Genomic DNA, 26,681 nt, shown 5'->3' with positions numbered 1-26,681 from the left:
AGCCCCATAAGGTTTGCCCGCCTCCCCTCGACTATCACCTGCCTCACCTCCTCGGCACTGGGCCCCACGGCATAGCGCCAGACCGCACAGGATCCCATGCCGGCATCGACCACCATATCAGTCGGGATACGCCTCTCCTCCACTGCCTCGAGTCCCGCTATGGGCCACGCCCTTGACGCCTCCCCCGCTCAGCACCGAGTCAATTCAGGCTCGAACCGATCGCTCGCCGGACGCCCCTCTACAGGATGCAGACAGTTGGCCGGAACGGCTCTCCCTCAACACCATCTCGTGCCGCTCTGGCCGGGCATATCAGCCATTACACCATAGGGTGGCGCCGGCATGTCGCGGCAATGAAACGGCGACGTAAGCAAGAGCGCATCGCTGCTGGTCATGACCTTCTAAATACGCGTTCTGCCCCATACTTGAGGGAACACCGCATGCTCCCTGTTATGCCAGCGGCAAGTCATGACGCAACGCCACCAAGGCACCCCGGTGTCCATGGGGAACGGCAGCATAATCAGGGGAAACCATAGGAGGTTGTTATGGACAAGCGGATTCTGATGGTACTGCTTGGCGCGCTGCTCACCGCCTGCACCAGTGGCCCGATACGGGTACATGGCGCAGATTTCAGTGTGGACGATGCCCATATCCGGGTCACTGACGGCTACTACCGTTACCATGGGGGTCATTACTATCGCTATTACGATGACCACCATCGCCACGATGGCTATTACCGCCGTTATTACGATGACCGCCACCCCGATCGCTATTACTACCGCCATGATGGTCACCACCATCGCCAGGAGGGTTATCGCTCCTTCTGCCCGCCAGGCCAGGCTAAGAAAGGGCGCTGCTGACAGCAGGCTGCCAGGTGACAGACAACAAAAAAGCCGCTCATGGGAGCGGCTTTTTCATCACGGCAGAAAGAAGATTATTTCTTCTTCTTGGCCTTGGCGTTCGGCAGATCGGTGATGGATCCTTCGTACACTTCGGCAGCCAGACCCACGGACTCGTGCAGAGTCGGGTGAGCGTGGATGGTCAGCGCCAGATCTTCGGCGTCGGCACCCATCTCGATGGCCAGACCGATCTCACCCAGCAGCTCACCACCGTTGGTACCGACGATGGCACCACCGATGACGCGATGGCTGTCCTTGTCGAAGATCAACTTGGTCATGCCGTCGGAGCAATCGGAGGCGATGGCGCGGCCGGAGGCAGCCCAGGGGAAGGTGGCGACTTCGAAGTTCAGGCCCTGTTGCTTGGCTTCCTTCTCGGTCAGACCGACCCAGGCCATCTCTGGCTCGGTGTAGGCGATGGACGGGATCACTTTCGGGTCGAAGTAGTGCTTCTTGCCGGCGATGACTTCGGCCGCCACGTGGCCTTCGTGCACACCCTTGTGCGCCAGCATCGGCTGACCGACGATGTCACCGATGGCGTGGATGTGAGCGACGTTGGTACGCAGCTGCTTGTCCACCTCGATGAAACCGCGCTCGTTGACGGCCACGCCGGCTTTCTCGGCGTCCATCAGCTTGCCGTTCGGCACACGACCGACCGCGACCAGCACGTTGTCGTAGCGAACCGGCTCGGCCGGCGCGTGCTTGCCTTCGTAGGAGACGTAGAGACCGTCTGCACGGGCTTCAACTGCGGTGACCTTGGTCTCCAGCATGATGTTGAATTTCTTGGCAACACGCTTGGTGTAGATCTTGACGATGTCTTTGTCGGCAGCCGGCACCAGCTGATCGGCAAATTCCACCACGTCGATTTCGGAACCCAGGGAGGAGTACACGGTCCCCATCTCCAGGCCGATGATGCCGCCACCGATGACCAGCAGCTTGCCCGGAACTGTGGTCAGTTCCAGCGCATCGGTTGAATCCCATACGCGCGGGTCGTCATGGGGGATGAACGGCAGTTTCACCGGACGGGAACCCGCGGCGATGATGGCGTTGTCGAAGGTGACTGTGGTCTTGCCGTCGTCCCCGGTCACTTCCAGCGTGTTCGGGCCGGTGAACTTGCCGAAGCCGTTCACAACCTGGACCTTACGCATCTTGGCCATGCCGGCCAGACCGCCGGTCAGCTGGTTGATGACCTTCTCTTTCCACAGACGGACCTTGGTGATGTCGGTCTGGGGGGCACCGAAGACGATGCCGTGATCGGCCAGCGCCTTGGCTTCTTCGATGACTTTAGCGACGTGCAGCAGCGCCTTGGACGGGATGCAGCCCACGTTCAGGCAGACGCCACCCAGGGTGGAGTAGCGCTCGACGATAACGGTATCCAGACCCAGATCGGCGGCACGGAAAGCAGCGGAATAACCGGCAGGGCCGGCACCCAGTACTACGACCTGAGTTTTGATTTCTTTACTCATCATGACCTCTTTGTCGTTCTATATCCCCGGACAGCACAGTCTTATGCCAAAGAAGGCGGCTGCAGCCGTGAAAAAAACGGGGCAAGTTTATAATTTTGTTAATGAAATGAGAAGTGAAAAGGGCGAGCTCTGTGCTCGCCCTCTCATTTACATTTACAGAACCAGTCGACGAATGTCGGACAGCACACCACTCAGAGTGGTGACGAAGCGAGCACCGTCAGCACCGTCGATGACGCGGTGGTCATAGCTCAGCGCCAGCGGCAGCATCAGACGCGGCACAAACTCCTTGCCGTTCCACTTCGGCTTCATCTCGGACTTGGAAACGCCGAGGATGGCCACTTCCGGCGCGTTGACGATCGGGGTAAAGCTGGTACCGCCGATGCCACCCAGGCTGGAGATGGTGAAGCAACCGCCCTGCATGTCGGCAGCGGTCAGCTTGCCGGCACGGGCCTTCTTGGAGATCTCGGCCAGGTCGCGGGACAGCTCATAGATGCCCTTCTTGTTGACGTCGCGAACGACCGGTACTACCAGGCCCCCCGGAGTGTCAACCGCCACACCGATGTGGATGTACTTCTTCATGATCAGCTTGCTGCCGTCTTCGGACAGGGCGCTGCAGAAGCGCGGATGCGCCTCCAGGGCCTTGGCGGCGGCTTTCAGGATGAACACCAGCGGGGTGATCTTCACATCCAGCTTCTGCTTCTCGGCCAGCATGTTCTGCTCTTTGCGGAACGCTTCCAGATCTGTGGTATCGGCTTCGTCGAACTGGGTGACATGAGGGATCATGGCCCAGTTGCGGTGCAGGGCAGGACCGGAGATCTTCTGGATCCGGGTCAGTTCCAGCTCTTCGACCGGACCGAACTTGCTGAAGTCCACCTTCGGCCATGGCAGCACGTTCATGCCGTTGCCATTGCCGGTACCGGCAGCAGGAGCGGACTCGGCGCGCTTGACGGCATCCTTCACGTAGGCTTGCACGTCTTCTTTGACGATGCGGCCCTTGCGACCGGAGGCCTTCACCTTGGCCAGGTTGACGCCGAACTCACGGGCCAGACGACGCACGGCCGGAGAGGCGTGGACGTAGGCATCGTTGGCAACGAAGTCGGACGAAGCGGCAGCCGGGGCAGCGGCCTGAGCCACCGGGGCAGCAGGTGCAGCGGCAACGGGTGCAGCAGCCTGGGCAACCGGGGCGGCGGCAGGCGCGGCGCCAGCCACTTCGAATACCATGATCAGGGAACCGGTAGAGACCTTGTCACCGGCCTTCACCTTGATTTCCTTGACGATACCGGCGAACGGCGCAGGTACTTCCATGGAGGCCTTGTCACCTTCGACCGCGATCAGGGACTGGTCGGCTTCGACCTTGTCACCCACGGCGACCATGATCTCGGTCACTTCCACTTCGTCACCGCCGATGTCAGGTACGTTGACCTCTTTGGCAGCGGCGGCAACCGGGGCTGCAGCCACGGGAGCGGCTGCCTGAGCCGGGGCAGCCACGGCGGCAGGTGCGGCACCCGCCACTTCGAATACCATCACCAGGGAACCGGTAGAAACCTTGGCGCCGGCGGCAACCTTGATCTCGACCACGCGGCCCGCGAACGGAGCCGGCACTTCCATGGAGGCCTTGTCACCTTCCACGGCGATGATGGACTGGTCGGCTTCAACCATGTCGCCCACGGCAACCATGATCTCGGTCACGTCCACTTCGTCGTCACCGATGTCCGGTACGTGCACGTCTTTGCGAGCGGCAGCAACAGGAGCAGCCGGCGCTGCAGCAGCAACCGGGGCGGCAGCCTGAGCCGGCGCGGCGGCAGCCGCACCCTCGGCTTCGAAGATCATGATCTGGGAACCGGTGGCAACCTTGTCGCCCACCTTGATCAGGATCTCTTTGACGATGCCCGCGGCCGGAGCCGGGACTTCCATGGAGGCCTTGTCGCCTTCTACCGCGATGATGGACTGGTCGAGCTCGACCTTGTCACCCACGGCAACCATGATTTCGGTCACTTCAACTTCATCGGCACCGATATCCGGCACCATAATCTGTTTGGACATTGTGATTTATCCTCTTACGCGTACGTTTATCGCGTTAACCTTGGCAAGAGCAGGTTCCGGCTCGTTGTTGCCGTCCGAACCCTGTGTTTGTCCTCTTACCCTTATGTCGCATTAACCTGGGCAAGGCCCTGTCCGGCACGCAGGTCCGGACAGGGCGCTCAATCCTCTTACGCGTACAGCGGGTTAACCTTGTCGGCATCGATGCCGTATTTAGCGATGGCGTCGGCCACAACCTGCTTGTCGATCTCACCGCGCTTGGCCAGTTCGGTCAGGGCAGCAACGACGACATAGAACTCGTTCACTTCGAAGTGACGACGCAGGTTGGCACGGCTGTCGGAACGGCCATAACCATCGGTACCCAGTACACGGTAGTTCTCGGTCGGCACGAAGGCACGTACCTGCTCGGCGAAGGACTTCATATAGTCGGTCGCGGCGATGGTGGCATCGCTACCCAGCACTGAGGTGATGTAGGGTACGCGAGCGGTCGCGGTCGGGTGCAGCATGTTCCAGCGATCGGCGTCCTGACCATCACGAGCCAGCTCGTTGAAGGAGGTCACGCTGAACACGTCGGAACCCACGCCGTATTCGCTCGCCAGGATCTGGGCGGCGGTACGCACGTGACCCAGGATGGAGCCACAACCCAGCAACTGTACCTTGGCCTTGTTACCGGCCACGGATTCCAGCTTGTAGATACCCTTGCGGATGCCTTCCTCGGCTCCTTCCGGCATGGCCGGCATGGCATAGTTCTCGTTCAGGGTGGTGATGTAGTAGAAGACGTTCTCCGGCTTCTCACCGTACATGCGGCGCAGGCCGTCCTGTACGATCACCGCCACTTCATAGGCGTAGGACGGATCGTAGGAGATGCAGTTCGGGATGGTGCCGGCCAGGATGTGGCTGTGACCATCTTCGTGCTGCAGACCTTCACCGTTGAGGGTGGTACGACCGGAGGTCGCGCCCAGCAGGAAGCCACGGGCTTGCTGGTCACCGGCTGCCCACGCCATGTCGCCGATCCGCTGGAAGCCGAACATGGAGTAGTAGATGTAGAACGGGATCATCGGGCAATCGTTGGTGCTGTAAGAGGTCGCAGCAGCCAGCCAGGAGGACATGGCGCCCAGCTCGTTGATACCGTCTTGCAGAACCTGACCCTGCTTGTCTTCCTTGTAGTAGGAGACGATGTCGCGGTCTTGCGGGGTGTATTGCTGACCGTGCGGGCTGTAGATGCCGATCTGGCGGAACAGACCTTCCATCCCGAAGGTACGGGCTTCGTCGGCCAGGATCGGCACGATGCGCTTGCCGATGGACTTGTCTTTCAGCAGCACGTTCAGGGAACGCACGAACGCCATGGTGGTGGAGATCTCGCGAGCCTGCTCGCCCAGCAGCGGGCCGAATGCATCCAGCGCCGGGATTTCCAGCTTGGTGGTGCTCTCGCGCAGACGGGTCGGTACATAGCCCTTCAGCGCGGCACGGCGAGCGTGCAGGTACTTGTGCTCTTCGGTACCCTCTTCGATCTTCAGGTACGGCAACTCTTCCAACTGCTCGTCGGTGACCGGCAGGCTGAAACGATCGCGCAGGTGACGCACTGAGCCCAGATCCATCTTCTTGACCTGGTGAGCGATGTTCTTGCCTTCAGCCGCTTCGCCCATACCATAACCCTTGATGGTCTTGGCCAGGATGACGGTCGGCTTGCCCTTGGTCGCTGCGGCCTTGGAGAAGGCGGCGAACAATTTACGGGGATCGTGACCACCGCGGTTCAGGGCGAAGATCTCCTCGTCGGTCATGTCTTTGACCAGCGCGGCGGTTTCCGGGTAACGGTTGAAGAAGTGCTCACGGACGTAAGCGCCGTCACGGGACTTCATGGTCTGATAGTCGCCGTCCACGGTTTCGTTCATCAACTGGATCAGCTTGCCGGAAGTGTCTTTCTTCAGCAGCTCATCCCACTTGCGACCCCAGATAACCTTGGTGACATCCCAGCCGGCACCTGCGAACAGACCTTCCAGCTCGTTGATGACCTTGCCGTTACCCACGACCGGACCGTCCAGACGCTGCAGGTTGCAGTTGACCACGAAGACCAGGTTGTCGAGCTTTTCACGCACGGCAACGGTCAGGGCACCCTTGGCTTCCGGCTCGTCCATCTCGCCGTCACCCAGGAAGGCGTAAACGGTCTGCTCGGAGCAATCCTTGATACCACGGTCGGTCAGGTACTTCAGGAAGCGAGCCTGATAGATGGCGGCGATGGGGCCCAGACCCATGGAAACGGTCGGGAACTGCCAGAAGTCCGGCATCAGTTTCGGGTGCGGATAGGAAGGGATGCCCTTGCCGTCCACTTCCTGACGGAAGTTGTCCAGCTGATCTTCGGTCAGACGACCTTCAGCGAAGGCACGGGCGTAGATGCCCGGGGAGATGTGACCCTGGAAGTAGACCAGGTCGCCACCGTCCTTCTCGCTGCGAGCGCGGAAGAAGTGGTTGTAGCAGACTTCGTAGATGGTCGCGGAAGAGGCGAAGGAAGACATGTGACCGCCGAGGTCCAGGTCTTTCTTGGAGGCGCGCAGCACTATCATCATGGCATTCCAGCGGATGATGGCGCGGATGCGACGTTCCATCTCCAGGTCGCCCGGGTAAGCCGGTTCGTCGCTGGCAGGGATGGTATTGATGTAGTCGCGATTCGCCTTTTCAGCCACGTCAACACCGCTGATGCGGGCTTTCTCGGCCAGTTGTTCAAGGATGAACTGAGCGCGTTGGGGACCCTCTTCACGCAGCAGGGATTCCAGAGAGGCAAGCCACTCCAGCGTTTCTATCGGGTCCACATCGTTCTTCAGGATATCAGACATGGCTGGTTCCTATTGTTATTTGCACGGCGGTTAAGATGCGCAAGAATTCGACAATAAAGCCTTGTGGGATTAGTTTTCCTGCTGACGGATCCGACGCATGGATCGCTGGATCCGGCTGTCTTCCCTCTGCATATCCAACAAGGTGTCCTCGATAAAGGCCAGGTGCTCATGACAAGCAGCCCTGGCCCGCTCCGGAGCCCCCGACAGGATAGCCTCGATCAGGCTCGCACGATGGCGACGGATCTTGGCTACCACTCCCGGACGGCGATTCAAAATTTCATTATTTCGTAAAATATTCTGTTCGAGCATGGGGCCCATGGCCCGCAACAGGTGCAGCAGCACCACGTTGTGCGATGCCTCGGCGACCGCCAGATAAAACTGGGTGACGGCGGCGGATTCGACCACCAGCGACCCCTGCTGACCCGCCTCTTCGATGGCGGACTGCGCCTGGCGGATCCGCTCGAAATCGGCCTCGGTCCCCCGCAGCGCGGCATAGTAGGCACAGATGCCTTCCAGCGCGTGGCGAAACTCCAGCAGATCAAACTGGGCTTCAGGGTGAGTGCTGAGCAGTTCGAACAGGGGATCGGCGATCCCCTTGCTCAGGGCATTCTGCACATAGGTGCCGCCGCCCTGACGACGATACAAGAGTCCTCTCGCTTCCAGGCGCTGGATGGCTTCGCGCAGGGAGGGGCGCGATACCTGAAACTGGATGGCGAGTTCGCGCTCCGGTGGCAGCTTCTGCCCCGGCTGCAAGCTGCCTTCCAGAATCATGCTTTCCAGCTCGGCGACGATGGCGTCGGCCAGCTTGGGCTGAGTAATCTTGATATAGGGCATGGGGCTACTTTGTTAAATTGGTATTACCAATTCTATGATTGGGGCGAAAATTAGCAGAGGGCATAGGAAAAGTCCACCCAAAATATGATCTGCATCAAGATTGAAGGTTGCCACTTTAGGGGTAAAAGACGGGAATTATGATGTGGCTCAAAGAAAATGGTCTGACCAATATTTATGAGCTTCCTCACAGATAACATTTGGCCAACAGCATGAAAGAATGGCTCGCCATAGAGACAAGCCATTGATTTTAAAAATACAAACTAAAGTTTAGCTTTGTCACTTGAGGTTGAGCAGATGGCGATAGTGAGCCCATTCGAAACTATCGCCCGGATCCGTCTTGCGACCGGGGGCAATATCGCAATGACCGACAATCCGCTCCGGGGTGATGGCAGGATATTGGCCTGACATGGCTCGGGTGAGCCCCGCCAGCGTCAGGTACTGCGCCTCCTCGTAGGGCAGCTCATCTGTCCCCTCCAGCTCGATGCCGATGGAGAAATCGTTGCACGCCTCCCTGCCCTCCCAACTCGACACCCCGGCATGCCAGGCGCGGGCACCGAATGGCACATATTGCACCAGCTCACCATCGCGCCGGATCAGGCAATGGGCCGAGACTCGCAACTGATAGATCTCGGCGAAATAGGGGTGCGCGGCAGGATCCAGTCGTCCCAGGAAGAGGTCATCTATCCAGGGGCCGCCGAACTGCCCGGGTGGCAGGCTGATGCCATGCACCACCAGCAGGGAGATGTCGTCCGGGCTGGCCCGCTCGTTGTGGTGGGGGGACGGCACCCGACGGGCCTGCTCACACCACCCCTCGGCGTCGATGGAAAAAACTGCTATGGGCTGCGTCATCATCTACTCGATCCACAATGGAAATATGCCCGCTAGCGGGCGGCCGCCCCCATCATAAGCCGGGAACAAGCATCTGAATTCATGGGTGAAACTGTGTTAGGCTGAACCATCATTCGCAAGGCACTGGACCCCATATGCACCCGATGGCACGCCGTCTCTGGCTGCTGGCCTGGCTCTCCCTGCTGGGGCTACTGACCCTCTACTTTTACTCAGGTGCTCAGCCGACCGTGACCGCCAGCGGCGATCTGCTGCTCAAGGCCGATGCCAGCGGCCACTATCGTCTGGAGGGTGCCATCAACGGTCAACCGGTGCAACTGCTGCTGGACACGGGAGCCACCCGGGTGACGGTACCGAGCCAGGTGGCCAACCGCCTCGGCCTGATCGCCACCGGTCGCAGCCGGGTCAACACGGCGGCCGGCGAGATCCAGGTCCATACCAGCCAGATCGAAAGCCTGGCGATGGGCCCACTGACCTTGTACGATTTGTCCGTGTTTATCAATCCGGCGGCCGACGGGGAAGAGATCCTAGTGGGCATGAATGCCCTCGGCCGGCTGGAATTGCGCCAGAAAGACAGGCAGTTGCTTCTCAGACCCTTGCAGGAATAAGGCATGTTACAACAGGACATCAGCCGCGCCGTACGCGCCGCACTACTCGAAGACTTAGGTCAAGCCCTCACCGTGCTGGATCAACCGGACGCCAGCGCCGACATCACGGCCCAGCTGATCCCGGCCGATCGCATCTCGACCGCCCGTGTCATCACCCGCGAAGCCGGCGTGTTCTGCGGCCAGCCCTGGGTCGATGAGGTGTTCGCCCAGCTAGGTGGCGAGGTCAAGGTGGAATGGAAGGTCCAGGATGGTGAACAGCTCTCACCGGATCAGGAGCTGTTCCGCCTCCACGGCCCTGCCCGCATCCTGCTGACCGGCGAGCGCAACGCCTTGAACTTCGTGCAGACCCTCTCCGGCGTCGCGACCCTCACCGCCCGTTATGTTGCCGAGCTGGCAGGCACCGAATGCCGCCTGCTCGACACCCGCAAGACGCTGCCCGGCCTGCGCAACGCCCAGAAATATGCCGTCACCTGTGGCGGTGGCAAGAACCACAGGATCGGTCTGTTTGATGCCTACCTCATCAAGGAGAACCACATCCTCGCCTGTGGCGGCATCAAAGAGGCCATCACCGAGGCGCGCCGCCTCAACCCGGGCAAGCCGGTGGAGGTGGAAGTGGAGTCGCTGGCCGAGCTGGAGCTGACCCTCAGCGCCGCCGCCGACATCGTGATGCTGGATAATTTCGATGTGACCATGATGCGCGAGGCGGTCACCCTCAATCAGGGCCGCGCCAAGCTGGAGGTGTCTGGCAATGTCACCCTGGAGACGCTCGCCGACTATGCCGCCACCGGCGTCGACTTCATCTCGGTGGGTGCACTGACCAAGCATGTGCGGGCGCTGGATCTGTCGATGCGCTTTGTCTGAATGCGGACGGGAGAGAAACCCTTCGTTTCGCCCTGCCAGATATTACAGGTCTCGAAACTTGCAAAAGGCGCCACAGGCGCCTTTTCTTTATGCAGGATCCCACGGCATAAGGAGTGTGAAGATGGGCCCTCCCGACGATGAAGAAAAGAGCCATTAGAGGCTAATTAATGTTTGATTTTTCTATGATTTTCACTAAATGACAGAAAAGTGGTTAACAAAGGGATAACCTCTGTTGCCAACCCGAAGCGCTCGGATAAGATACTGCCTTGTGGATAGATTTCCACCAGCACTTATCAGGAACCATGGACAAAAGGATATTTGACATGAAAAGACAATCAGGGTTTACGCTTATCGAATTGATGATAGTGGTTGCGATCGTCGCCATCTTGGCCGCTATCGCTCTGCCGGCCTATCAGACCTATACCAAACGCGCCAAGTTTTCGGAGGTTATTGCAGCCATTACACCTGCTAAGACGGCCGTCGAAGTGTGTGTTCAGGGTGCGGCCGATAGCGCCGAAATCTTTGACGCAACAAATGGCTGCGGCGCTAGGGCCGAGGCCGCGCTAGCTGATGCAATTCAGAATCAGCAGTATGTTGATGCCACTTCTGGCGCTTATAGTGCAGATACTGCTGGTAAAATTATTGTTCAGTCCTCTGCCACTCTGGATCCAAACAACACATATACGTTTGAACTGGCAGCCAGTCCCGCATTAACTAACGCAACCCCCCCAGGACAACAACTGAACTGGGTAATTGGGGGAACTTGTAAAACGGCTGGCCTGTGCTGACGCATGACCTCTAGCCCCAATAGCGGCCTGGCCACCAGCCTGGCCGCCTCTTCCCTCCTCAGTGAGCCGGACTCACTACGCTTCCTGAGCCAAGCCAAGGCGCAGCGCAAGCCATTTGTCACCTTCCTGATCGAGAACGATATCCTCGACAGCAAAGCGTTAGCAGATTTCTGCGAGCTGGAGTATGGGGTACCTCTGCTGGATCTTGCCGCCTTCGATCTGGCCGAGATCCCGCAGAAATACCTCAATCAGAAGCTGATTGAGAAACACCATGTGCTGCCCATCTACACCCAGGGCCACACCCTCTATATCGCCATGTCGGATCCGACCAATGTGTCAGCACTGGAGGATTTCGGCTTCAGCTTCGGCCTGCACACGGAAGCCTTGCTGGTCGAGGAGAGCAAGCTGACCACCGCCATCGGCAAGCTGATGGAGAACGAGCAGGATGCGCTCGGCATGGACCATATCGACGAGTCTGAGATCTCGGAACTCGAAGTCTCTGACGAAGGCTCTCGGCTCGATGAGGGCGTCAATACGGCGGATGATGATGCCCCCATAGTGAAGTACATCAACAAGATCATGATGGACGCCATCAAGCGCGGCGCCTCGGATCTGCATTTCGAACCCTATGAGACCAAGTACCGGATCCGCTTTCGGATTGACGGCATTCTGCATGAAATCGCCACCCCACCGGTCAACCTGGCCAACCGCTTCTCCGCCCGCCTCAAGGTGATGGCGCGACTCGATATCGCCGAGCGGCGCCTGCCTCAGGATGGCCGGATCAAGTTGAGGCTGTCACGCCACAGATCTATGGACATGCGGGTCAACACCCTGCCCACCATGTGGGGTGAAAAGATTGTGATCCGCCTGCTGGACTCCTCGGCGACTCGCCTCAACATAGAGCAACTCGGTTTCGACGACCGGCAGAAGGCCCAATACCTGAAGGCCCTCTCCAAGCCTCAGGGCATGATCCTGGTCACCGGCCCCACCGGCTCCGGCAAGACGGTCTCACTCTATACCGGCCTCAACATTCTCAATACCAACGAGGTCAATATCTCTACCGCCGAAGATCCGGTGGAGATCAACCTGCCCGGCGTCAATCAGGTGCAGATCAACCCCAAGGCCGGACTCACCTTCGCCAGTGCCCTGCGCTCCTTCCTACGCCAGGATCCGGATATCGTCATGGTGGGGGAGATCCGGGATCTGGAGACAGCCGAGATCGCCATCAAGGCGGCCCAGACCGGTCACCTGGTGCTCTCGACCCTGCACACCAATTCGGCGGCCGAGACCCTGACACGGATGATGAACATGGGGGTCCCCGCCTTCAACATCGCCTCCTCGGTGACCCTCATCATGGCCCAGCGCCTCGCCCGAAAGCTATGCGATCACTGCAAGACGCCGGAGGTGGTGCCGGACGCCGAGCTGCTGGAGTTGGGCTTTACCCCCCAGCAGTTGGCCGCCGGATTGCTACTGTTCAAGCCGGTCGGTTGCAAGGAGTGCTCGGGAGGATATCGGGGCCGCGTCGGCATCTATGAGATCATGCTCATGTCCGACAACATCGCAAAATTGATCATGCAGGGGGCCAACTCCCTGCAAATAGCTGCCATTGCCCAGAAGGAGGGCATGCGTAATCTGCGTATCTCAGGTCTCGAAAAGGCAAGGTTGGGGGTCACCAGCCTGGCCGAGATCAACCGGATCACCACCAACTGAGCCCAGCGTTTCCAACCCATTCACCCGGGTGATGCCCATGCGGCATCCCTCGAGGATGTTCTTCAAGCCAAGGCGGCCCGGACAGGGAGCTATATCATCCGGCCACCGTCGCCCAATTGCAGGATGCAGTGATGGCAACATTAGCGCAAAAACGTAACCCGCCCAAAAAGGTCTTCTCCTTCCGCTGGCACGGGGTCAATCGCAAGGGGCAGAAGGTCTCTGGCGAGTTGCAGGCCGACAGCATCACCACCGTCAAGAACGAGCTGCGCAAGCAGGGCGTCAACGTCACCAAGGTCAGCAAGCAGAGCCAGGGGCTGTTTTCCAAGGGTGGCGCCAAGATAAAGCCGATGGACATCGCCGTCATCTCCCGCCAGATCACCACCATGCTCTCCGCCGGTGTGCCGCTGGTACAAAGCCTGCAGATCATCGCGCGTGGCCACGAGAAGGCGGCGGTACGTGACCTGATCGGCCAGATCGCCGCCGATGTAGAAACCGGCACCCCCATGTCGGAGGCCCTGCGCCGCCACCCCCGCCACTTCGATACACTCTACTGCGACCTGGTAGAGGCGGGAGAGCAATCCGGTGCGCTGGAGACCATCTACGACCGGATCGCCATCTACCGCGAGAAGAGCGAGGCACTCAAGTCCAAGATCAAGAAGGCGATGCTCTACCCAGCTATGGTCATCCTGGTGGCCATCATAGTGACCTCCATCCTGCTGCTGTTCGTCATTCCCCAGTTCGAGGAGATCTTCAAGAGCTTCGGCGCCGAACTGCCCATCTTCACCCAGTTCGTCATCGGCATCTCCCGCTTCATGCAGCATTGGTGGTATGCGATCTTTGGCGGCATCGCCCTCGCCATCTTTCTCTACGTGCGCGCCTGGCGCAGCTCCCAGAAGGTACGGGATAACACGGACAGGTTCATCCTCACCATCCCCATAGTGGGCTCCATCCTGCACAAGGCGGCCATGGCCCGCTTCGCCCGCACCCTCTCCACCACCTTCTCCGCCGGTATCCCGCTGGTCGACGCCCTGGTCTCGGCCGCCGGCGCCTCCGGCAACTATGTCTACCGCACCGCCATCATGGCCATCCGCAACGAGGTCGTGGCCGGCATGCAGATCAACGTCGCCATGCGTACCGTGGACCTGTTCCCCGACATGGTGATCCAGATGGTGATGATCGGGGAGGAGTCCGGCGCCATCGATGACATGCTCTCCAAGGTGGCGGCCATCTTCGAGCAGGAAGTGGACGACATGGTCGATGGCCTTACTAGCTTGCTCGAGCCCTTCATCATGGTGGTGCTGGGGGTGCTGGTCGGTGGCATGGTCGTCGCCATGTACCTGCCGATCTTCAAGCTGGGCTCTGTGATACACTGACGCCCTGCCACCCGGCCTGCAGACCCGGGTGGCAAACCCCGCCGGCATAAGCCGGCGTGGGCGTGACTTTTTATGGCTCTCTTTCCCAACACAAACGGTTGATTATGGCGTCTCTGATCGAACTGGCCCACGGCCTGCCCTGGCTCTACCTCTCCCTGATGTTTCTCTTCTCTCTGATGATCGGCAGCTTCCTCAACGTGGTGATCCATCGCCTGCCCATCATGCTGGAGCGGGAGTGGCACGCGGAATACCGCAGCTATTTTGACAGCGATGCCGACCCCGCCCCCACCACGCCTTACAACCTGATGGTGCCGCGCTCCTGCTGCCCCCATTGCGACCATCCCATCACGGCGCTGGAGAACATCCCCCTGCTGAGCTGGCTCTGGCTCAAGGGGCGCTGCCGAGAGTGCCAGGCTCCCATCTCGGTCCGCTATCCGCTGGTCGAATTGCTGACCGCCCTGCTGTCGGTGGCCGTCGCGGCGACACTGGCCCCTGGCTGGGGCACCCTGGCCGCTCTGGCGTTGACCTGGGTGCTGGTCGCGCTCACCTTCATCGATCTGGACAAGATGCTGCTGCCGGACCAGCTCACCCTGCCACTGCTATGGGGGGGCCTGCTGTTCAACCTGCTGGGCGGCTTCGTCCCGCTGGGAGATGCGGTGATCGGGGCCATGGCCGGGTATCTGGTGCTGTGGAGCCTCTACTGGGCCTTCAAACTGCTCACCGGCAAGGAGGGGATGGGCTACGGTGACTTCAAACTGCTGGCCGCCATCGGCGCCTGGCTGGGCTGGCAGGCTCTGCCCATAGTGCTGCTGCTCTCCTCCCTGATCGGCGCCCTGATCGGCCTCACGCTGATCGCCCTGCGTCGGCATCATCAAGCCAACCCTATTCCCTTTGGCCCCTATCTCGCCATCGCGGGCTGGATCGCGCTGCTGTGGGGCGATAGCATCACCCGCTGGTATCTGCACACCGTCCTCTAACACAAGGGTGCCCTGACAATGTATGTAGTAGCTATCACCGGCGGGATCGGCAGCGGCAAGACGACCGTCGCCAACCAGTTTGCGACCCTGGGTATCGAGGTGATCGATGCCGACCTGATCGCCCGCGAGGTGGTGGAGCCCGGCACACCGGCACTGACCGCCATCGCCAACCATTTTGGTCCCGGCATCCTGGATGAACAGGGGCGACTGGACAGGCGTGTCCTGCGCGAGCGAATCTTCAGCGAGCCGGCGGCCAAACACTGGCTCAACGCCCTGCTCCACCCCCTCATTCGCAGCGAGATGCTGCGCCAGTGCGCGGCGGCCAGCTCGCCCTACTGCCTGTTGGTGGTGCCGTTGCTGGTAGAGAACCGGTTGATGGCCCTGGCCGATCGAGTACTGGTTATCGACGTGGATGAGGCTACCCAGATCGAACGAACCTGCCGCCGGGACGGGGTGAGTCGCGCCCAGGCGGAGGCCATTCTGGCCGCCCAGGCGAGCCGGGCCGAGCGGCTCGCGGTGGCCGATGATGTGCTGGACAACCAGAGTGGTACAAGTGAGACCATCCTGGCGCGAATTTTGGCGCTGCACGAGACATATCTGGCATTTGCCACTCAACAAGCCCGCCAAGTGTGAGTACACTAGGCCGGTTTATGGCTGGCCAGGATTAGGCATGATTTACGATTTCCCCCTCAACGAAAAAAGCCGGACCTATCTTCGTCTGGAGTCCCTGTTTTCCCAGATCCGCGACAATCTGGAGAGTGACCAGCCTTGGGCACACATCGCCTTCTTCAAGGGGTTGTTCGATCTGCAGGAATTGCTGGAGCGCGGCGATCTACGTGCCGATCTGATCAAGGATCTGGAGCGGCTCGGTCAGCGACTGAGCCATTGGGCCAGCCTGCCGGAGGTCGACCTCGAGCAGATCCAGCGGATGCAGCAGGAGAGCACCCAGCTCTCCCGCAGCCTGCTCAATTCGCCACGGCCCGGTGCTCGCCTGAAAGAGGATCGCCTGCTCGGCTCCATCCGTCAGCGTTTCTCCATTCCGGGTGGCCTGTGCGCCTTCGACGTGCCACAGCTGCACCACTGGCTGGCGACCCCGGCCGTCGCCCGTCATCAGCAGATGCAACAGTGGCTCAGCGACATCAACCTGCTGATGAACGCCATCTCCCTGCTGCTGCGGCTGTGGCGCGAGTCCGGCCACTTCAGCGACCAGGTCGCCACCAATGGCTTCTTCCAGGATACCGCCGAGGGCGCCGAGCTGATCCGCATCCGCATCCTCGGCAACCACTCCTGCTATCCGACCCTGAGCGGTCACAAGAACCGGTTCGCCCTGCGCTTCCTGCCGACGACGGAGCAGCAGATCGGCGACGTCCCCTTCCAGCTAGCCTGTTGCTAACGGTCAAGGAGCCAATATGGTCACCAAGGTGAAATGTCCGACCTGCCAAACCGAGATAGAGTGGGGCCCGCAGAGCCCGTTTCGTCCCTTCTGCAGCAAGCGCTGCCAGCTGATCGATCTCGGCGAATGGGCCGATGAAGAGAAGCGCATCCCGGGCGAGATCAATCCGGATCTGCTGCCCTACCCGGATGAGGGTGAGCAGTGGCAATGAGCCAGATACCAAAAAGGGCCCGCAGGGCCCTTTTTTAATATCGGCACCCCGGCAAATTACTCCGCCAGCGATGCCTGCAGCCGCGCCACGATCGGGCCGTTGGCATCCGGGAACCTGTATTCGTGCAAGGCGGCCAGCGGCACCCAGCGGCACTCCTGCCCCTCCTTGCCGAAGGGCTCGCCACTGAAACGGGTCACCTTCCAGATATCCAGCAGCACCTGCTTGTCAGGATAATCGTGGTGCAGCTCCATGAAGGGAGCGCAATCCTGTACCCGAATCCCGATCTCCTCCCACAGCTCCCTGTCCAACGCGGTCAGCAGATCTTCCCCTGACTCCACCTTGCCCCCCGGGAACTCCCAGCGATCGCCCTGATGGCGGTCTGAGGAGCGTTTGGCGAGGAAGATCTCGCCCTTCTCATTCTCGATGACGCCGACCGCCACCCAGATCCGTTTCTTCGGTTCCATCTCTGTCCTCAACGTAAGCACGGCAACGCGGCAATCCAGGGGGCCAGCCGACTGGCCTGCTGCGCCTCCTGAGCCGTAAAGATATCCTGCCCCACATGCTCATTCCCACTCGGGGCGGGCTGTGGCCAGGGGCTCACCCCGGGCGGGGTGAAGCAACGATCATGCACCAAGCAGCTTTGGCGCAGATAGCGCCACAGGCAGTCGCGCAGGAACCACTGATCCACGTTCGGTGTCTCCATGGTACCCGGTTGATAGGTGGCAAGCAGCGGGGTCAGCGGCGGCAGGATGCCGGCCACCCCGCCCCACATTCCCGCCAGCACCAGATCGGTATGGCTCCACCAGTCACGCATGATATGGAACCAGCGCTCCGATGCAAGCCAGGCATCGACGGCGAGACGTTCCCGGATGTTCAACACGGAATCCGCATCGCGGATCAGGAAGCGCCCCACCCCGGGATCGTTGGCCACCAGGAAGCGCCAGCACAGGCGTTGGCGCAGAGACTGTCCGGCCGGCTGCACCAGCACCTCGGCACCGTGCTCCTGCAGACGCGCCAGCAAGGCTGCCGGCACGCTCGCATCCACATAGAAACGCACCCGCCAACCCGGATAGAGATAGGCCGCCGCCAGCACGTTGTCGAGCGCACCGCGCAGATAGCGCCGCTCGCTGCCCCACAGGGAGAAGGCGATGACCTTCTGCCGGTCGGGGCGCTCGGCCAGCCAGGTATCCGGGCCACCTGCGGGCAGCTCCCACCCCTCGGCCGGCTGGCCGCTCGCCTCATCCTTCAGGATCAGTGCACGGGTGCCCGCCTGCGCCGCCTCGGCATGACGCCCAAGCTTGGCGAGGGAGGTGCAAAGGCCATCCTGAGCCAGATATTCCCTCGGCTCACGCCGTGCCAGCTCGGTCAATCGCAGCAGCGCCCGCTCATATTGGCCTGAGCGCGACAGACAGACACAGAGGTTGCGCAGCACCTCGTTGTCATCGGGTTCGGTCTGATGAGCCAGCTCCAGCACTTGTGCGGCCGAGGCCGGATCGCCAGACAGAAAGAGGTAATAGGCAAACTGCAGTTGCAGGGGAGCGAGTTTGAGGCGTTCCCCGTTCAGTCGTGCCAGCACCAGCTGGACGGCCTCCTGTCGCCGCTCCTGCAACCAGCTGGCATGGGCCGCTTCGTCCCACCCTGTCGGCGCCTTGCTCATCGTCTATCTCCTTCCATGGTGGCCCTGAAATGAATGCACCGCCCGGAGGCGGTGCATGAATCACGACAAGGGATCAGGTCAACTGACCGTGGCAGTGCTTGTATTTCTTGCCGGAACCGCAGGGGCAAGGGTCGTTGCGACCGACCTTCTGCTCGTCACGCACGAAGGTAACATGACCCTCTTCGGGCTGGGCCTCTTCGTCGGCCAGCTGGTTCTCGGCAGCGGCATGGGTATAGGTACGGGGAGCCGCTTCCGCCTGCTGGCGCTGATGCTCTTCCATCGCCTCCACGTCGCGCTCCTGCACCTGCACCCGGCTCAGGATGCTGACCACGTCGCGCTTGAGGGTTTCCAGCATCTGGGTGAACAGATCGAAGGACTCGCGCTTGTACTCCTGCTTGGGGTTCTTCTGGGCGTAGCCGCGCAGATGAATGCCCTGACGCAGGTGATCCATGGCCGCCAGATGCTCCTTCCAGAGGCCATCCAGGGTCTGCAGCATCACCGCCTTCTCGAAGTTGCGCAGCACCTCGACGCCGACCAGCTCCTGCTTGTGGGCGTAGAGCTTGGTGGCTTCCTCCAGGATGCGCTCGCGCAGCTTCTCTTCATACAGCTTGTCATCTTCCGCCAGCCACTGCTGCAGCGGCAGATCCAGCGAGAAGTCGGACTTCAGGCGGGCTTCCAGGCCCGGCACATCCCACATCTCTTCCAGGGACTGGGGCGGGATGTACTCGTCGATGACGCTGCCATAGACGTCGTCGCGGATGACGTGGATGGTGTCGGAGATGTCGTTGGTATCCAGCAACTCGTTGCGCTGCTCATAGACCACCTTGCGCTGATCGTTGGCCACGTCATCGAATTCGAGCAGGTTCTTGCGGATGTCGAAGTTGCGACCCTCCACCTTGCGCTGGGCGTTCTCGATGGCCTTGGTCACCCAAGGATGCTCGATGGCCTCGCCCTCTTCCATGCCCAGCTTCTTCATCATACTGGTGACACGGTCGGAGGCGAAGATCCGCATCAGGGTATCTTCCATGGAGAGATAGAAACGGGAAGAACCCGGGTCACCCTGACGACCGGAACGGCCGCGCAGCTGGTTGTCGATACGGCGGGATTCGTGACGCTCGGTGCCGATGATGTGCAGGCCGCCGGCGGCCAGCACTTCATCGTGGCGGATCTGCCAGGCGGCCTTGATCTCGCGGATCTGCTCGTCGGTCGGGTTCTCCAGCGCGGCGATCTCGGCCTGCCAGTTGCCACCCAGCACTATGTCGGTACCACGACCGGCCATGTTGGTGGCGATGGTCACGGCGCCAATCTGGCCGGCCTGGGCGACGATCTCCGCTTCCATGGCGTGGAACTTGGCGTTCAGCACCTTGTGCGGGATGTTCTCCTTGTTCAGGATGCCGGACAGCAGCTCGGAGTTCTCGATGGAGACGGTCCCCACCAGTACCGGCTGGCCGCGGGAGACGCAACCGCGAATGTCTTCGACGATGGCGGCATACTTTTCCTGGGCGGTCAGGTAGACCAGATCGCCCATGTCCTTGCGCACCATCGGCTGGTTGGTCGGGATGACCACGGTATCCAGACCATAGATCTGTTGGAATTCAAAGGCTTCGGTGTCGGCGGTACCCGTCATCCCCGCCAGCTTGTCATACAGACGGAAGTAGTTCTGGAAGGTGATGGAGGCCAGGGTCTGGTTCTCGTTCTGGATCTTGACCCCTTCCTTCGCCTCGACGGCCTGGTGCAGACCATCGGACCAGCGACGGCCCGGCATGGTACGACCGGTGTGCTCGTCGACGATGACGATCTCGTCCTTCTGCACTATGTAGTCGACGTTGCGCTCAAACAGGGTATGGGCGCGCAGGCCGGCGTTGACGTGGTGCAACAGGCTGATGTTGGTGGCGGAGAACAGGGAGTCATCCTCCGCCAGCAGCCCCTCTTTCTTGAGCAGCTCTTCCACGAAGATCTGGCCGGTTTCGGTCAGCAGCGCCTGACGGTTCTTCTCGTCCACCGTGTAGTGGCCGTCACCGGTGTACTCCTCGGAGTCTTCCTTGTCCTGCTTGACCAGCAGCGGGATCAGCTTGTTGACGCGGATGTAGAGCTCGGAGCTGTCTTCGGCCGGGCCGGAGATGATGAGCGGGGTACGGGCTTCATCGATGAGCACGGAATCCACCTCATCCACCAGCGCGTAGTTGAGCGGACGCTGCACGCGCTGTTCCGGCGAGAACGCCATGTTGTCGCGCAGGTAATCGAAGCCGAATTCGTTGTTGGTACCATAGGTGATGTCGGCGGCGTAGGCGTCGCGCTTCTGGGACGCATCCATGCCGGGCACGTTGCAGTCGACCGTCATGCCGAGGAAGGTGAACAGCGGGCGGTTCGCCTCCGCATCACGCTTGGCCAAATAGTCGTTCACCGTCACCACGTGCACGCCGCGACCACTCAGGGCGTTCAGATAAGCCGGCAAGGTAGCGGTAAGAGTCTTACCTTCACCGGTCTTCATCTCGGCGATGCGGTTGGAGTTCAGCACCATGCCGCCGATCAGCTGCACGTCGAAGTGACGCATGCCGAACACCCGGCGGGAGGCTTCGCGCACGGTGGCGAACGCTTCCGGCAACAGCTGCTCCAGCGTCTCACCCTGCTCCAGACGCTGACGGTACTCAGCGGTCTTGGCCTGCAGCTCCTGATCGGACAGTGCCTCGAACTGAGGCTCCATCGCATTGATCTGTTTTACAATTTTGCGCAAAGCCTTGAGCGTTCTGTCGTTCCGGCTGCCGATAATCTTGGTGAGCAGTGTGCTAATCATGGGTACCAACTGTTTTGGTTATATTTGAGCGTTCCGTCACTGGAACCTGAAGAAAAAACCTAACCCCGTCTGGCGTTCAGAAAGCGTGCGGGGTTGACCTGACGACCATCTTTCAACACTTCATAATGCAAATGCACCCCGGTCGCGCGACCGGTTCGCCCCATCAGGGCTATCTTCTGGCCCTCATCGACCAGGGTGCCCACATCCACCAACAACTTGGAGTTGTGGGCATAGCGGGTCACCAGACCATTGCCATGGTCAATCTCGACCATGTTGCCAAATTCCGGGTGGCGGCCCGCCCAGCTGACGATCCCCTTGCCGGTCGCCATGATGGGGGTGCCGGGCTTGCCACGGAAATCCACGCCCTTGTGCATCTTGGCTCGACCGTTGAACGGATCGACCCGGCCACCGAAGCCGGAGGAGATCCAGACTCGCTCCTGCTTGACCGGCGAACCGGCAATGAAACCGGCATCGGTGATATGGTGATTCATGATGAAAGATTCAAGTACCGACAGCTGTTCTTCACGGCTACTGAGCTGGCGGTTGAGGTGCGCCATGGAATCTTGCAGCTCGTTGAGGCTGACTTCCAAGTCGGCATCATAGGAGGGACCGCCCATCGGGGGCAGCTCCTTGAAATTGAACTCGTCGGGATCGAGATCGGCCTTTTCGGTCAGCCGCTCACCGAGCGCATTGAGGCGGCCCAGTTGCCCCTGCATGGTGCCCACCTGGGCGGCCAGCATGGCAAGCTGTTCACGGGCTTCATCGGCCCCTTGCGTGGATTTTTGCTGTTCGGCCTTGGCCAGCGCGATTTCCAGCGCCTCCATCTGCTGGTGCCAGCTCTGCCAGAGCCAACCACCACCCAGTGCCAACAAGGAGAAGAGGATACCGCCGACCCAGGCCAGACGTTGTTTGGGTAAGTGCAACTTGCGGCGCTGCTTACCGTTGAGGATCAGGGTAATGCTCATAGAAATCTGTCTTCTCGGTCAGGTGCGGCCAGGAGCCTGCACGGGCAATAAAACCGGGAGATAATCGGTATTAAAGGATGGAATAAACAAATGACAGGACGTCGGTGCGGAGAGATGACCGACGTCCTGTTGCACAGCTATCAGGCCAGAACCAGACCGTTATCGTAGTAAGCGATGGGCGCTTTCTCGCCCTCACCCTCGAAGGTCACCAGTTCCCAGGCCTCCTGCTTGGCCAGCAAGGCACGCAGCAGTTTGTTGTTCAAGGCGTGGCCGGTCTTGTAGGCACGGAATTCGCCGATGATGCTGCGGTTACACATATAGAGGTCACCGATCGCATCCAGCATCTTGTGCTTGACGAACTCGTCTTCATACCGCAGACCATCTTCGTTCAGTACCCGATAGTCATCCAGCACCACGGCATTCTCCAGGCTTCCGCCCAATGCCAGGTTCTGGGAACGCAGGTACTCGATGTCGCGCATGAAGCCAAAGGTACGGGCACGACTGATCTCTTTCACGAAGGAGCTACCGGAGAAGTCCAGCACGCAACGCTGGTTGCGGCCTTCAAACACCGGATGCTGGAAATCGATCTCGAGATCCATCTTGAAGCCGTTGCGATAGGGGTGGAATTCCGCCCACTTGTCGCCGTCTTCAACCCGGATGCTCTGCTTGATCCGCACGAACTGCTTCGGCGCATTCTGTTCACGGATACCGACTTCTTGCAGCAGGTAGATAAACGGGTGCGCACTGCCATCCATCACCGGGATCTCGGGTGCGTCAACCTCCACATAGAGGTTGTCGATCCCCATCCCGGCCAGGGCGGCAGAGAGGTGTTCGATGGTAGAAACGCGTACACCGGCTTCGTTCACCAGAGCGGTACAAAGCACGGTATCGCGCACCTGATCGGCGTTGGCTGGCAGCGCTACCACAGGATTCAGATCGGTACGCAAGTAAACGATCCCTGTGTTAACAGGCGCCGGACGGAACGTCATTGTGACTTTCCGGCCCGAATGCAGGCCCACACCGGTGGCCTGAACACTCGTTTTCAAGGTTCTTTGTCTAATCATGGGTGTATCCGCTTAACAGCTCAAATTCCGGACCAGATGGTCGTTGCCGGGCCATCTTAGCACAATCCTTAAGCAACAAACAAACCAGAGCCATCAGAGGCTTAGTCAGCTTGTTTGCGCAGGAACGCCGGAATATCCAGATAATCCGGTTCGCGACGAGCTTGCGGCTCGGCGTTAACCACCTTGGCCGGGGCCTCTTCCATCACGCGAGACTGCAGTGCTTCGCTGATCAGGGGCTGACGGGCCGGACGCTCTTGGACCATGTTGTTCTTGACCAGCGTGATGTCGGCCTTGCGCTCGGCACCGATACCGGTCGCGACCACGGTCACCCGCAGTTCGTCGTGCATTTCCGGGTCGATTACGGTACCCACCACCACTGTGGCGTTCTCGGAGGCGAAGGCCTTGACCGCGTTACCCACGGTTTCGAACTCTTCGATGGTCATGTCCATACCGGCGGTGATGTTGACCAGGATGCCACGGGCACCGGCCAGATCCACGTCTTCCAGCAGCGGGCTGGAGATGGCTTTTTCTGCGGCTTCTTCGGCACGGTCATCACCGGAGGCAGAACCTGTCCCCATCATGGCAGTACCCATCTCGCGCATCACGGTACGCACGTCCGCGAAGTCGACGTTGATCAAGCCCGGGCGGGTGATCAGCTCGGCGATGCCCTGTACCGCACCCAGCAGCACATCGTTGGCCGCCTTGAAGGCGTCCAGCAGGGAGATGCCGCGACCCAACACCTTCAGCAATTTGTCGTTGGGGATGGTGATCAGGGAGTCGACGTTCTTGGACAGCTCCTCGATGCCGTGTGCCGCGAAGCCCATCCGCTTCTTCCCTTCGAAGGAGAACGGCTTGGTCACGACGGCAACGGTCAGGATGCCCATCTCGCGTGCCACTTCGGCCACGATCGGCGCGGCACCGGTACCGGTACCACCACCCATGCCGGCGGCGATGAACACCATGTCTGAACCGGTCAGCAGCTCACGCAGCGCTTCCCTGTCTTCCATGGCGGCGTCACGGCCCACTTCCGGATTGGCTCCGGCACCCAGACCCTTGGTGATGCCACCGCCGATCTGCAGAGTGGTGTTGGCACTGGAGTTGCGCAGCGCCTGGGCGTCGGTGTTGACGGTAATGAACTCAACACCCTCGATGTTTTGACGAACCATGTGCTCGACTGCGTTGCCGCCGCCGCCACCCACACCTATCACCTTGATGACGGCTTCGTCAGTGTGGCTATCCATAAATTCAAACATGTTGTCTCTCCGCTTTATTTGCCTGACTCAGCAAAATCTTTAGAACTCGCCACGCAGCCAGTTGCTGACCCGTTTGACCAGGCCACCTACGCTTGCCTTGGCAGCATATTCTTTGCTCGTACCGGTGGATTGATGGGTTCGGCCGTACTGCAGCAACCCGACCGCGGTCGAGTACACCGGTGCCTGCACGTAATCACTCAATCCACGTATGTTCATGGGTTCGCCCACCCGGACCTGGCTCTGGAAGATCTGCTCTGCACACTCCACAATGCCTTCGATCTGGGCCGCGCCACCGGTCAGTACTACCCCGGCCGCCAGCTGATGCTTGACCCCCTGTGCCTTCAACTCGCTCTGCACCCGCACCAACTCATCATTCACCATGGAGAGCAACTCGGTGTAACGGGGTTCAATCACTTCGGCCAGTGTCTGCCGCTGCAGGCTACGCGCCGGACGGCCGCCGACACTGGGGACTTCAATATTGTCTTCCTTGCTGACCAGGCGGCCGAGGGCGCAACCGTAGCGCACCTTGATCGCTTCTGCGTCCAGCGGCGGTGTGCCGAAGGCGTAGGCGATGTCGCTGGTCACTGTGCTGCCCGCATAGGGGATCACCTTGGTATGGCGCAGGGCACCGCCGGTAAACAGCGACATGTCCATGGTGCCACCCCCGATGTCCACCACGCAGACACCCAGTTCCTTTTCGTCTTCGGTCAACACGGCATAGCTGGAGGCCAGCGCCGAGAAGATCAGCTGATCCACCCGCAGACCGACCTTCTCAACGCATTTCTCGATGTTGCGAGCCATGTCGTTGTGGCAGGTGATCAGGTGCACCTTGGCCGCCATCCGCACGCCGGACAGGCCGACCGGATTCTTGATCCCTTCCTGATAGTCGATGGCAAACTCCTGGGGCAGCACGTGCAGCACCCGCAGCTCATCGGACAATCGCACCGACTTGGCGGTGTGGATGACGTTGTCCACGTCCTCCTGGGTCACCTCTTCGTCGGAGATGGGCACCATGCCGGTCTCGTTGCGGCAATCGATGTGCTTGCCGGACAAGCCCAGATAGACCGAGCTTATCTGGCAGTCGGCCATCATCTCGGCCTCTTCCACCGCCCGGCGCAGGGACTTGACCACGGAGTCGAGATCATTGACCCCGCCCTTCTCCATCCCGCGAGACGCGTGGCTACCCATGCCGATGACATTGAGCTCGCCATCCGGCAATACTTCTCCAACCAGTACCGCCACTTTGGTCGTGCCGATATCCAGTCCGACAATCAAATTCCTATCTGCGGTGTTGGTCATTCACTTTCTCTTCGTTCTTCTTCCAGCCAACCGCCATTCCGGTGTCGTATCGAAGGTCCACGTAAGCCACTTGCTCACGGGGTTCGATGACCGGGAAGGCATCGATAAACCGCTGCAGGCGAAGCGCGATGTCCGCGCGCCCCACAAACAGCTGAATGTTGCCATCCAGGGTCAGTTCCCAGGCATGGCGAGGGGTCAGATTCACCCCCAACAACTTGTATCCCTTGGCAGCCAGCTGCGCCTCGTACTGGTGACTGGCCTCCAGCACCATGGCGGCCTGATCATCGGGCCCGGACAACTGCATCAGGGGTGTTTTCACCCTGTCCGGTGCACTGAATACCTCACCCTTGGTGTTGACGAAGCGGTTGCCATTCCAGCGTGCCGCCACCGCCTGTTCGGTGAGGTAGACCTTGATCTTGTTCGGCCACTTCTTGCGTACCGAGACCTGGGCTACCCAGGGCAGGGCGTTCAAACGCCCCTGCAATTCGTTCACATCCAGCTCGAAGAAGTTGCGCAGTTCGGCACCATCCAGCACGGCGGCACGCAACTCATCGGCCTTCAAATATTCGTGTTGCCCCTGCAGCAACAGCTCGCTCATGGGCAACCGACTGGCATCCGTCAGCCAGTCTTTAACATCCAGCGCAGTCTGGTAGAGCCCCCACATGACCAGGATGAAAAATGCCACCCCGGCGATGAAGCCCCCCTTGGTGCGCCCTTGTGCCCTTGCCTCCACCCGCTCAATCCCCGTTTAACGCGCCATGCCGGCCACTTGCAGACCGGTCCGCCATTATATAGGCCCCGGCTTGGCGGTCAAAATA

Annotated in this window: 23 protein-coding genes; 10 read left to right on the top strand and 13 right to left on the bottom strand. The window is 60.3% G+C overall.

All coding sequences use genetic code 11. From position 1 onward, the window contains the following. Positions 1-542: 542 nt before the first annotated feature. Positions 543-857, top strand: coding sequence for a hypothetical protein (locus KW821_RS11395; RefSeq protein ID WP_084228324.1), 315 nt, complete (start codon positions 543-545; stop codon positions 855-857). A gap of 74 nt (positions 858-931) precedes the next feature. On the opposite strand, the gene lpdA is transcribed toward KW821_RS11395, so the two are convergent. The 5 genes from lpdA to ampD form a co-directional block, all read right to left on the bottom strand. Continuing rightward, the gene (lpdA, locus tag KW821_RS11390) at positions 932-2,359 is read right to left on the bottom strand and encodes a dihydrolipoyl dehydrogenase (RefSeq protein WP_042653200.1); all 1,428 of its coding nucleotides are present in this window, start codon (positions 2,357-2,359) and stop codon (positions 932-934) included. A 153-nt stretch (positions 2,360-2,512) separates the two neighbouring features. Continuing rightward, a complete protein-coding gene (aceF, locus tag KW821_RS11385; protein WP_218291526.1) occupies positions 2,513-4,402 on the bottom strand; it encodes a pyruvate dehydrogenase complex dihydrolipoyllysine-residue acetyltransferase in 1,890 nt (629 codons plus the stop codon). A gap of 167 nt (positions 4,403-4,569) precedes the next feature. After that, positions 4,570-7,230: a pyruvate dehydrogenase (acetyl-transferring), homodimeric type gene (gene aceE / locus KW821_RS11380; RefSeq protein WP_218291525.1), complete on the bottom strand. Its 2,661-nt coding sequence runs from the start codon at positions 7,228-7,230 to the stop codon at positions 4,570-4,572. A gap of 69 nt (positions 7,231-7,299) precedes the next feature. Continuing rightward, a complete protein-coding gene (gene pdhR / locus KW821_RS11375; protein ID WP_218291524.1) occupies positions 7,300-8,064 on the bottom strand; it encodes a pyruvate dehydrogenase complex transcriptional repressor PdhR in 765 nt (254 codons plus the stop codon). A 276-nt stretch (positions 8,065-8,340) separates the two neighbouring features. Next, on the bottom strand, positions 8,341-8,913 hold the full coding sequence (ampD, locus tag KW821_RS11370; RefSeq protein ID WP_218291691.1) for a 1,6-anhydro-N-acetylmuramyl-L-alanine amidase AmpD: 573 nt from the start codon (positions 8,911-8,913) through the stop codon (positions 8,341-8,343). A gap of 134 nt (positions 8,914-9,047) precedes the next feature. Here ampD and KW821_RS11365 point away from each other — a divergent pair, with 134 nt between their 5' ends. The 9 genes from KW821_RS11365 (at position 9,048) to yacG (ending at position 16,831) form a co-directional block, all read left to right on the top strand. Then, positions 9,048-9,518, top strand: a complete 471-nt coding sequence (locus tag KW821_RS11365) for a TIGR02281 family clan AA aspartic protease (RefSeq protein WP_042653204.1) — start codon at positions 9,048-9,050, stop codon at positions 9,516-9,518. A 3-nt stretch (positions 9,519-9,521) separates the two neighbouring features. Further along, entirely contained in the window at positions 9,522-10,379 is an 858-nt protein-coding gene (nadC, locus tag KW821_RS11360) for a carboxylating nicotinate-nucleotide diphosphorylase (RefSeq protein WP_218291523.1), read from the top strand. 323 nt (positions 10,380-10,702) lie between these two features. Next, a complete protein-coding gene (locus KW821_RS21830; protein WP_305729941.1) occupies positions 10,703-11,167 on the top strand; it encodes a prepilin-type N-terminal cleavage/methylation domain-containing protein in 465 nt (154 codons plus the stop codon). 3 nt (positions 11,168-11,170) lie between these two features. Beyond that, on the top strand, positions 11,171-12,877 hold the full coding sequence (tapB, locus tag KW821_RS11350) for a PilB family type IVa pilus assembly ATPase TapB (protein WP_218291522.1): 1,707 nt from the start codon (positions 11,171-11,173) through the stop codon (positions 12,875-12,877). A gap of 131 nt (positions 12,878-13,008) precedes the next feature. Beyond that, positions 13,009-14,250, top strand: coding sequence for a type II secretion system F family protein (locus KW821_RS11345; RefSeq protein ID WP_218291521.1), 1,242 nt, complete (start codon positions 13,009-13,011; stop codon positions 14,248-14,250). A gap of 104 nt (positions 14,251-14,354) precedes the next feature. Beyond that, the gene (locus tag KW821_RS11340; RefSeq protein WP_218291520.1) at positions 14,355-15,227 is read left to right on the top strand and encodes an A24 family peptidase; all 873 of its coding nucleotides are present in this window, start codon (positions 14,355-14,357) and stop codon (positions 15,225-15,227) included. 18 nt (positions 15,228-15,245) lie between these two features. After that, the gene (gene coaE, locus KW821_RS11335) at positions 15,246-15,860 is read left to right on the top strand and encodes a dephospho-CoA kinase (protein WP_042653210.1); all 615 of its coding nucleotides are present in this window, start codon (positions 15,246-15,248) and stop codon (positions 15,858-15,860) included. 37 nt (positions 15,861-15,897) lie between these two features. Beyond that, positions 15,898-16,620, top strand: coding sequence for a cell division protein ZapD (gene zapD, locus KW821_RS11330; RefSeq protein WP_218291519.1), 723 nt, complete (start codon positions 15,898-15,900; stop codon positions 16,618-16,620). A 16-nt stretch (positions 16,621-16,636) separates the two neighbouring features. Then, on the top strand, positions 16,637-16,831 hold the full coding sequence (gene yacG, locus KW821_RS11325; RefSeq protein WP_218291518.1) for a DNA gyrase inhibitor YacG: 195 nt from the start codon (positions 16,637-16,639) through the stop codon (positions 16,829-16,831). 56 nt (positions 16,832-16,887) lie between these two features. On the opposite strand, the gene mutT is transcribed toward yacG, so the two are convergent. The 8 genes from mutT to KW821_RS11285 all read right to left on the bottom strand — a co-directional run bounded on the left by mutT (position 16,888) and on the right by KW821_RS11285 (position 26,596). Further along, positions 16,888-17,295 (bottom strand): 8-oxo-dGTP diphosphatase MutT, encoded by a 408-nt coding sequence (gene mutT / locus KW821_RS11320; protein ID WP_042653213.1) that lies wholly within the window; start codon positions 17,293-17,295, stop codon positions 16,888-16,890. A gap of 8 nt (positions 17,296-17,303) precedes the next feature. Next, on the bottom strand, positions 17,304-18,488 hold the full coding sequence (locus tag KW821_RS11315) for a tetratricopeptide repeat protein (protein ID WP_218291517.1): 1,185 nt from the start codon (positions 18,486-18,488) through the stop codon (positions 17,304-17,306). Between the two features lie 73 nt (positions 18,489-18,561). Then, entirely contained in the window at positions 18,562-21,282 is a 2,721-nt protein-coding gene (secA, locus tag KW821_RS11310; RefSeq protein WP_218291516.1) for a preprotein translocase subunit SecA, read from the bottom strand. Between the two features lie 59 nt (positions 21,283-21,341). Next, positions 21,342-22,247, bottom strand: coding sequence for a M23 family metallopeptidase (locus KW821_RS11305; RefSeq protein WP_042653216.1), 906 nt, complete (start codon positions 22,245-22,247; stop codon positions 21,342-21,344). Positions 22,248-22,387: 140 nt separating this feature from the next. Then, positions 22,388-23,311 carry a UDP-3-O-acyl-N-acetylglucosamine deacetylase gene (gene lpxC, locus KW821_RS11300; RefSeq protein ID WP_042653217.1) on the bottom strand — a complete coding sequence of 308 codons (924 nt, stop codon included), beginning with the start codon at positions 23,309-23,311 and terminating at the stop codon, positions 22,388-22,390. 101 nt (positions 23,312-23,412) lie between these two features. Further along, positions 23,413-24,564 carry a cell division protein FtsZ gene (gene ftsZ, locus KW821_RS11295; protein WP_042653218.1) on the bottom strand — a complete coding sequence of 384 codons (1,152 nt, stop codon included), beginning with the start codon at positions 24,562-24,564 and terminating at the stop codon, positions 23,413-23,415. Between the two features lie 39 nt (positions 24,565-24,603). Further along, positions 24,604-25,863 carry a cell division protein FtsA gene (ftsA, locus tag KW821_RS11290; RefSeq protein ID WP_042653219.1) on the bottom strand — a complete coding sequence of 420 codons (1,260 nt, stop codon included), beginning with the start codon at positions 25,861-25,863 and terminating at the stop codon, positions 24,604-24,606. Then, positions 25,844-26,596: a cell division protein FtsQ/DivIB gene (locus KW821_RS11285; RefSeq protein WP_042653220.1), complete on the bottom strand. Its 753-nt coding sequence runs from the start codon at positions 26,594-26,596 to the stop codon at positions 25,844-25,846. The genes ftsA and KW821_RS11285 overlap by 20 nt, the downstream gene beginning before the upstream one ends. Between the last annotated feature and the right edge of the window lie 85 nt (positions 26,597-26,681).

Origin of the sequence: Aeromonas sp. sif2416, assembly GCF_019218665.1 — a bacterium.
In the GTDB taxonomy this organism is placed as follows: Bacteria; Pseudomonadota; Gammaproteobacteria; order Enterobacterales; family Aeromonadaceae; genus Aeromonas; species Aeromonas encheleia.
The sequence above is the reverse complement of the archived record's forward strand: the minus strand, read 5'-3'. Positions and strand labels throughout refer to the sequence as shown.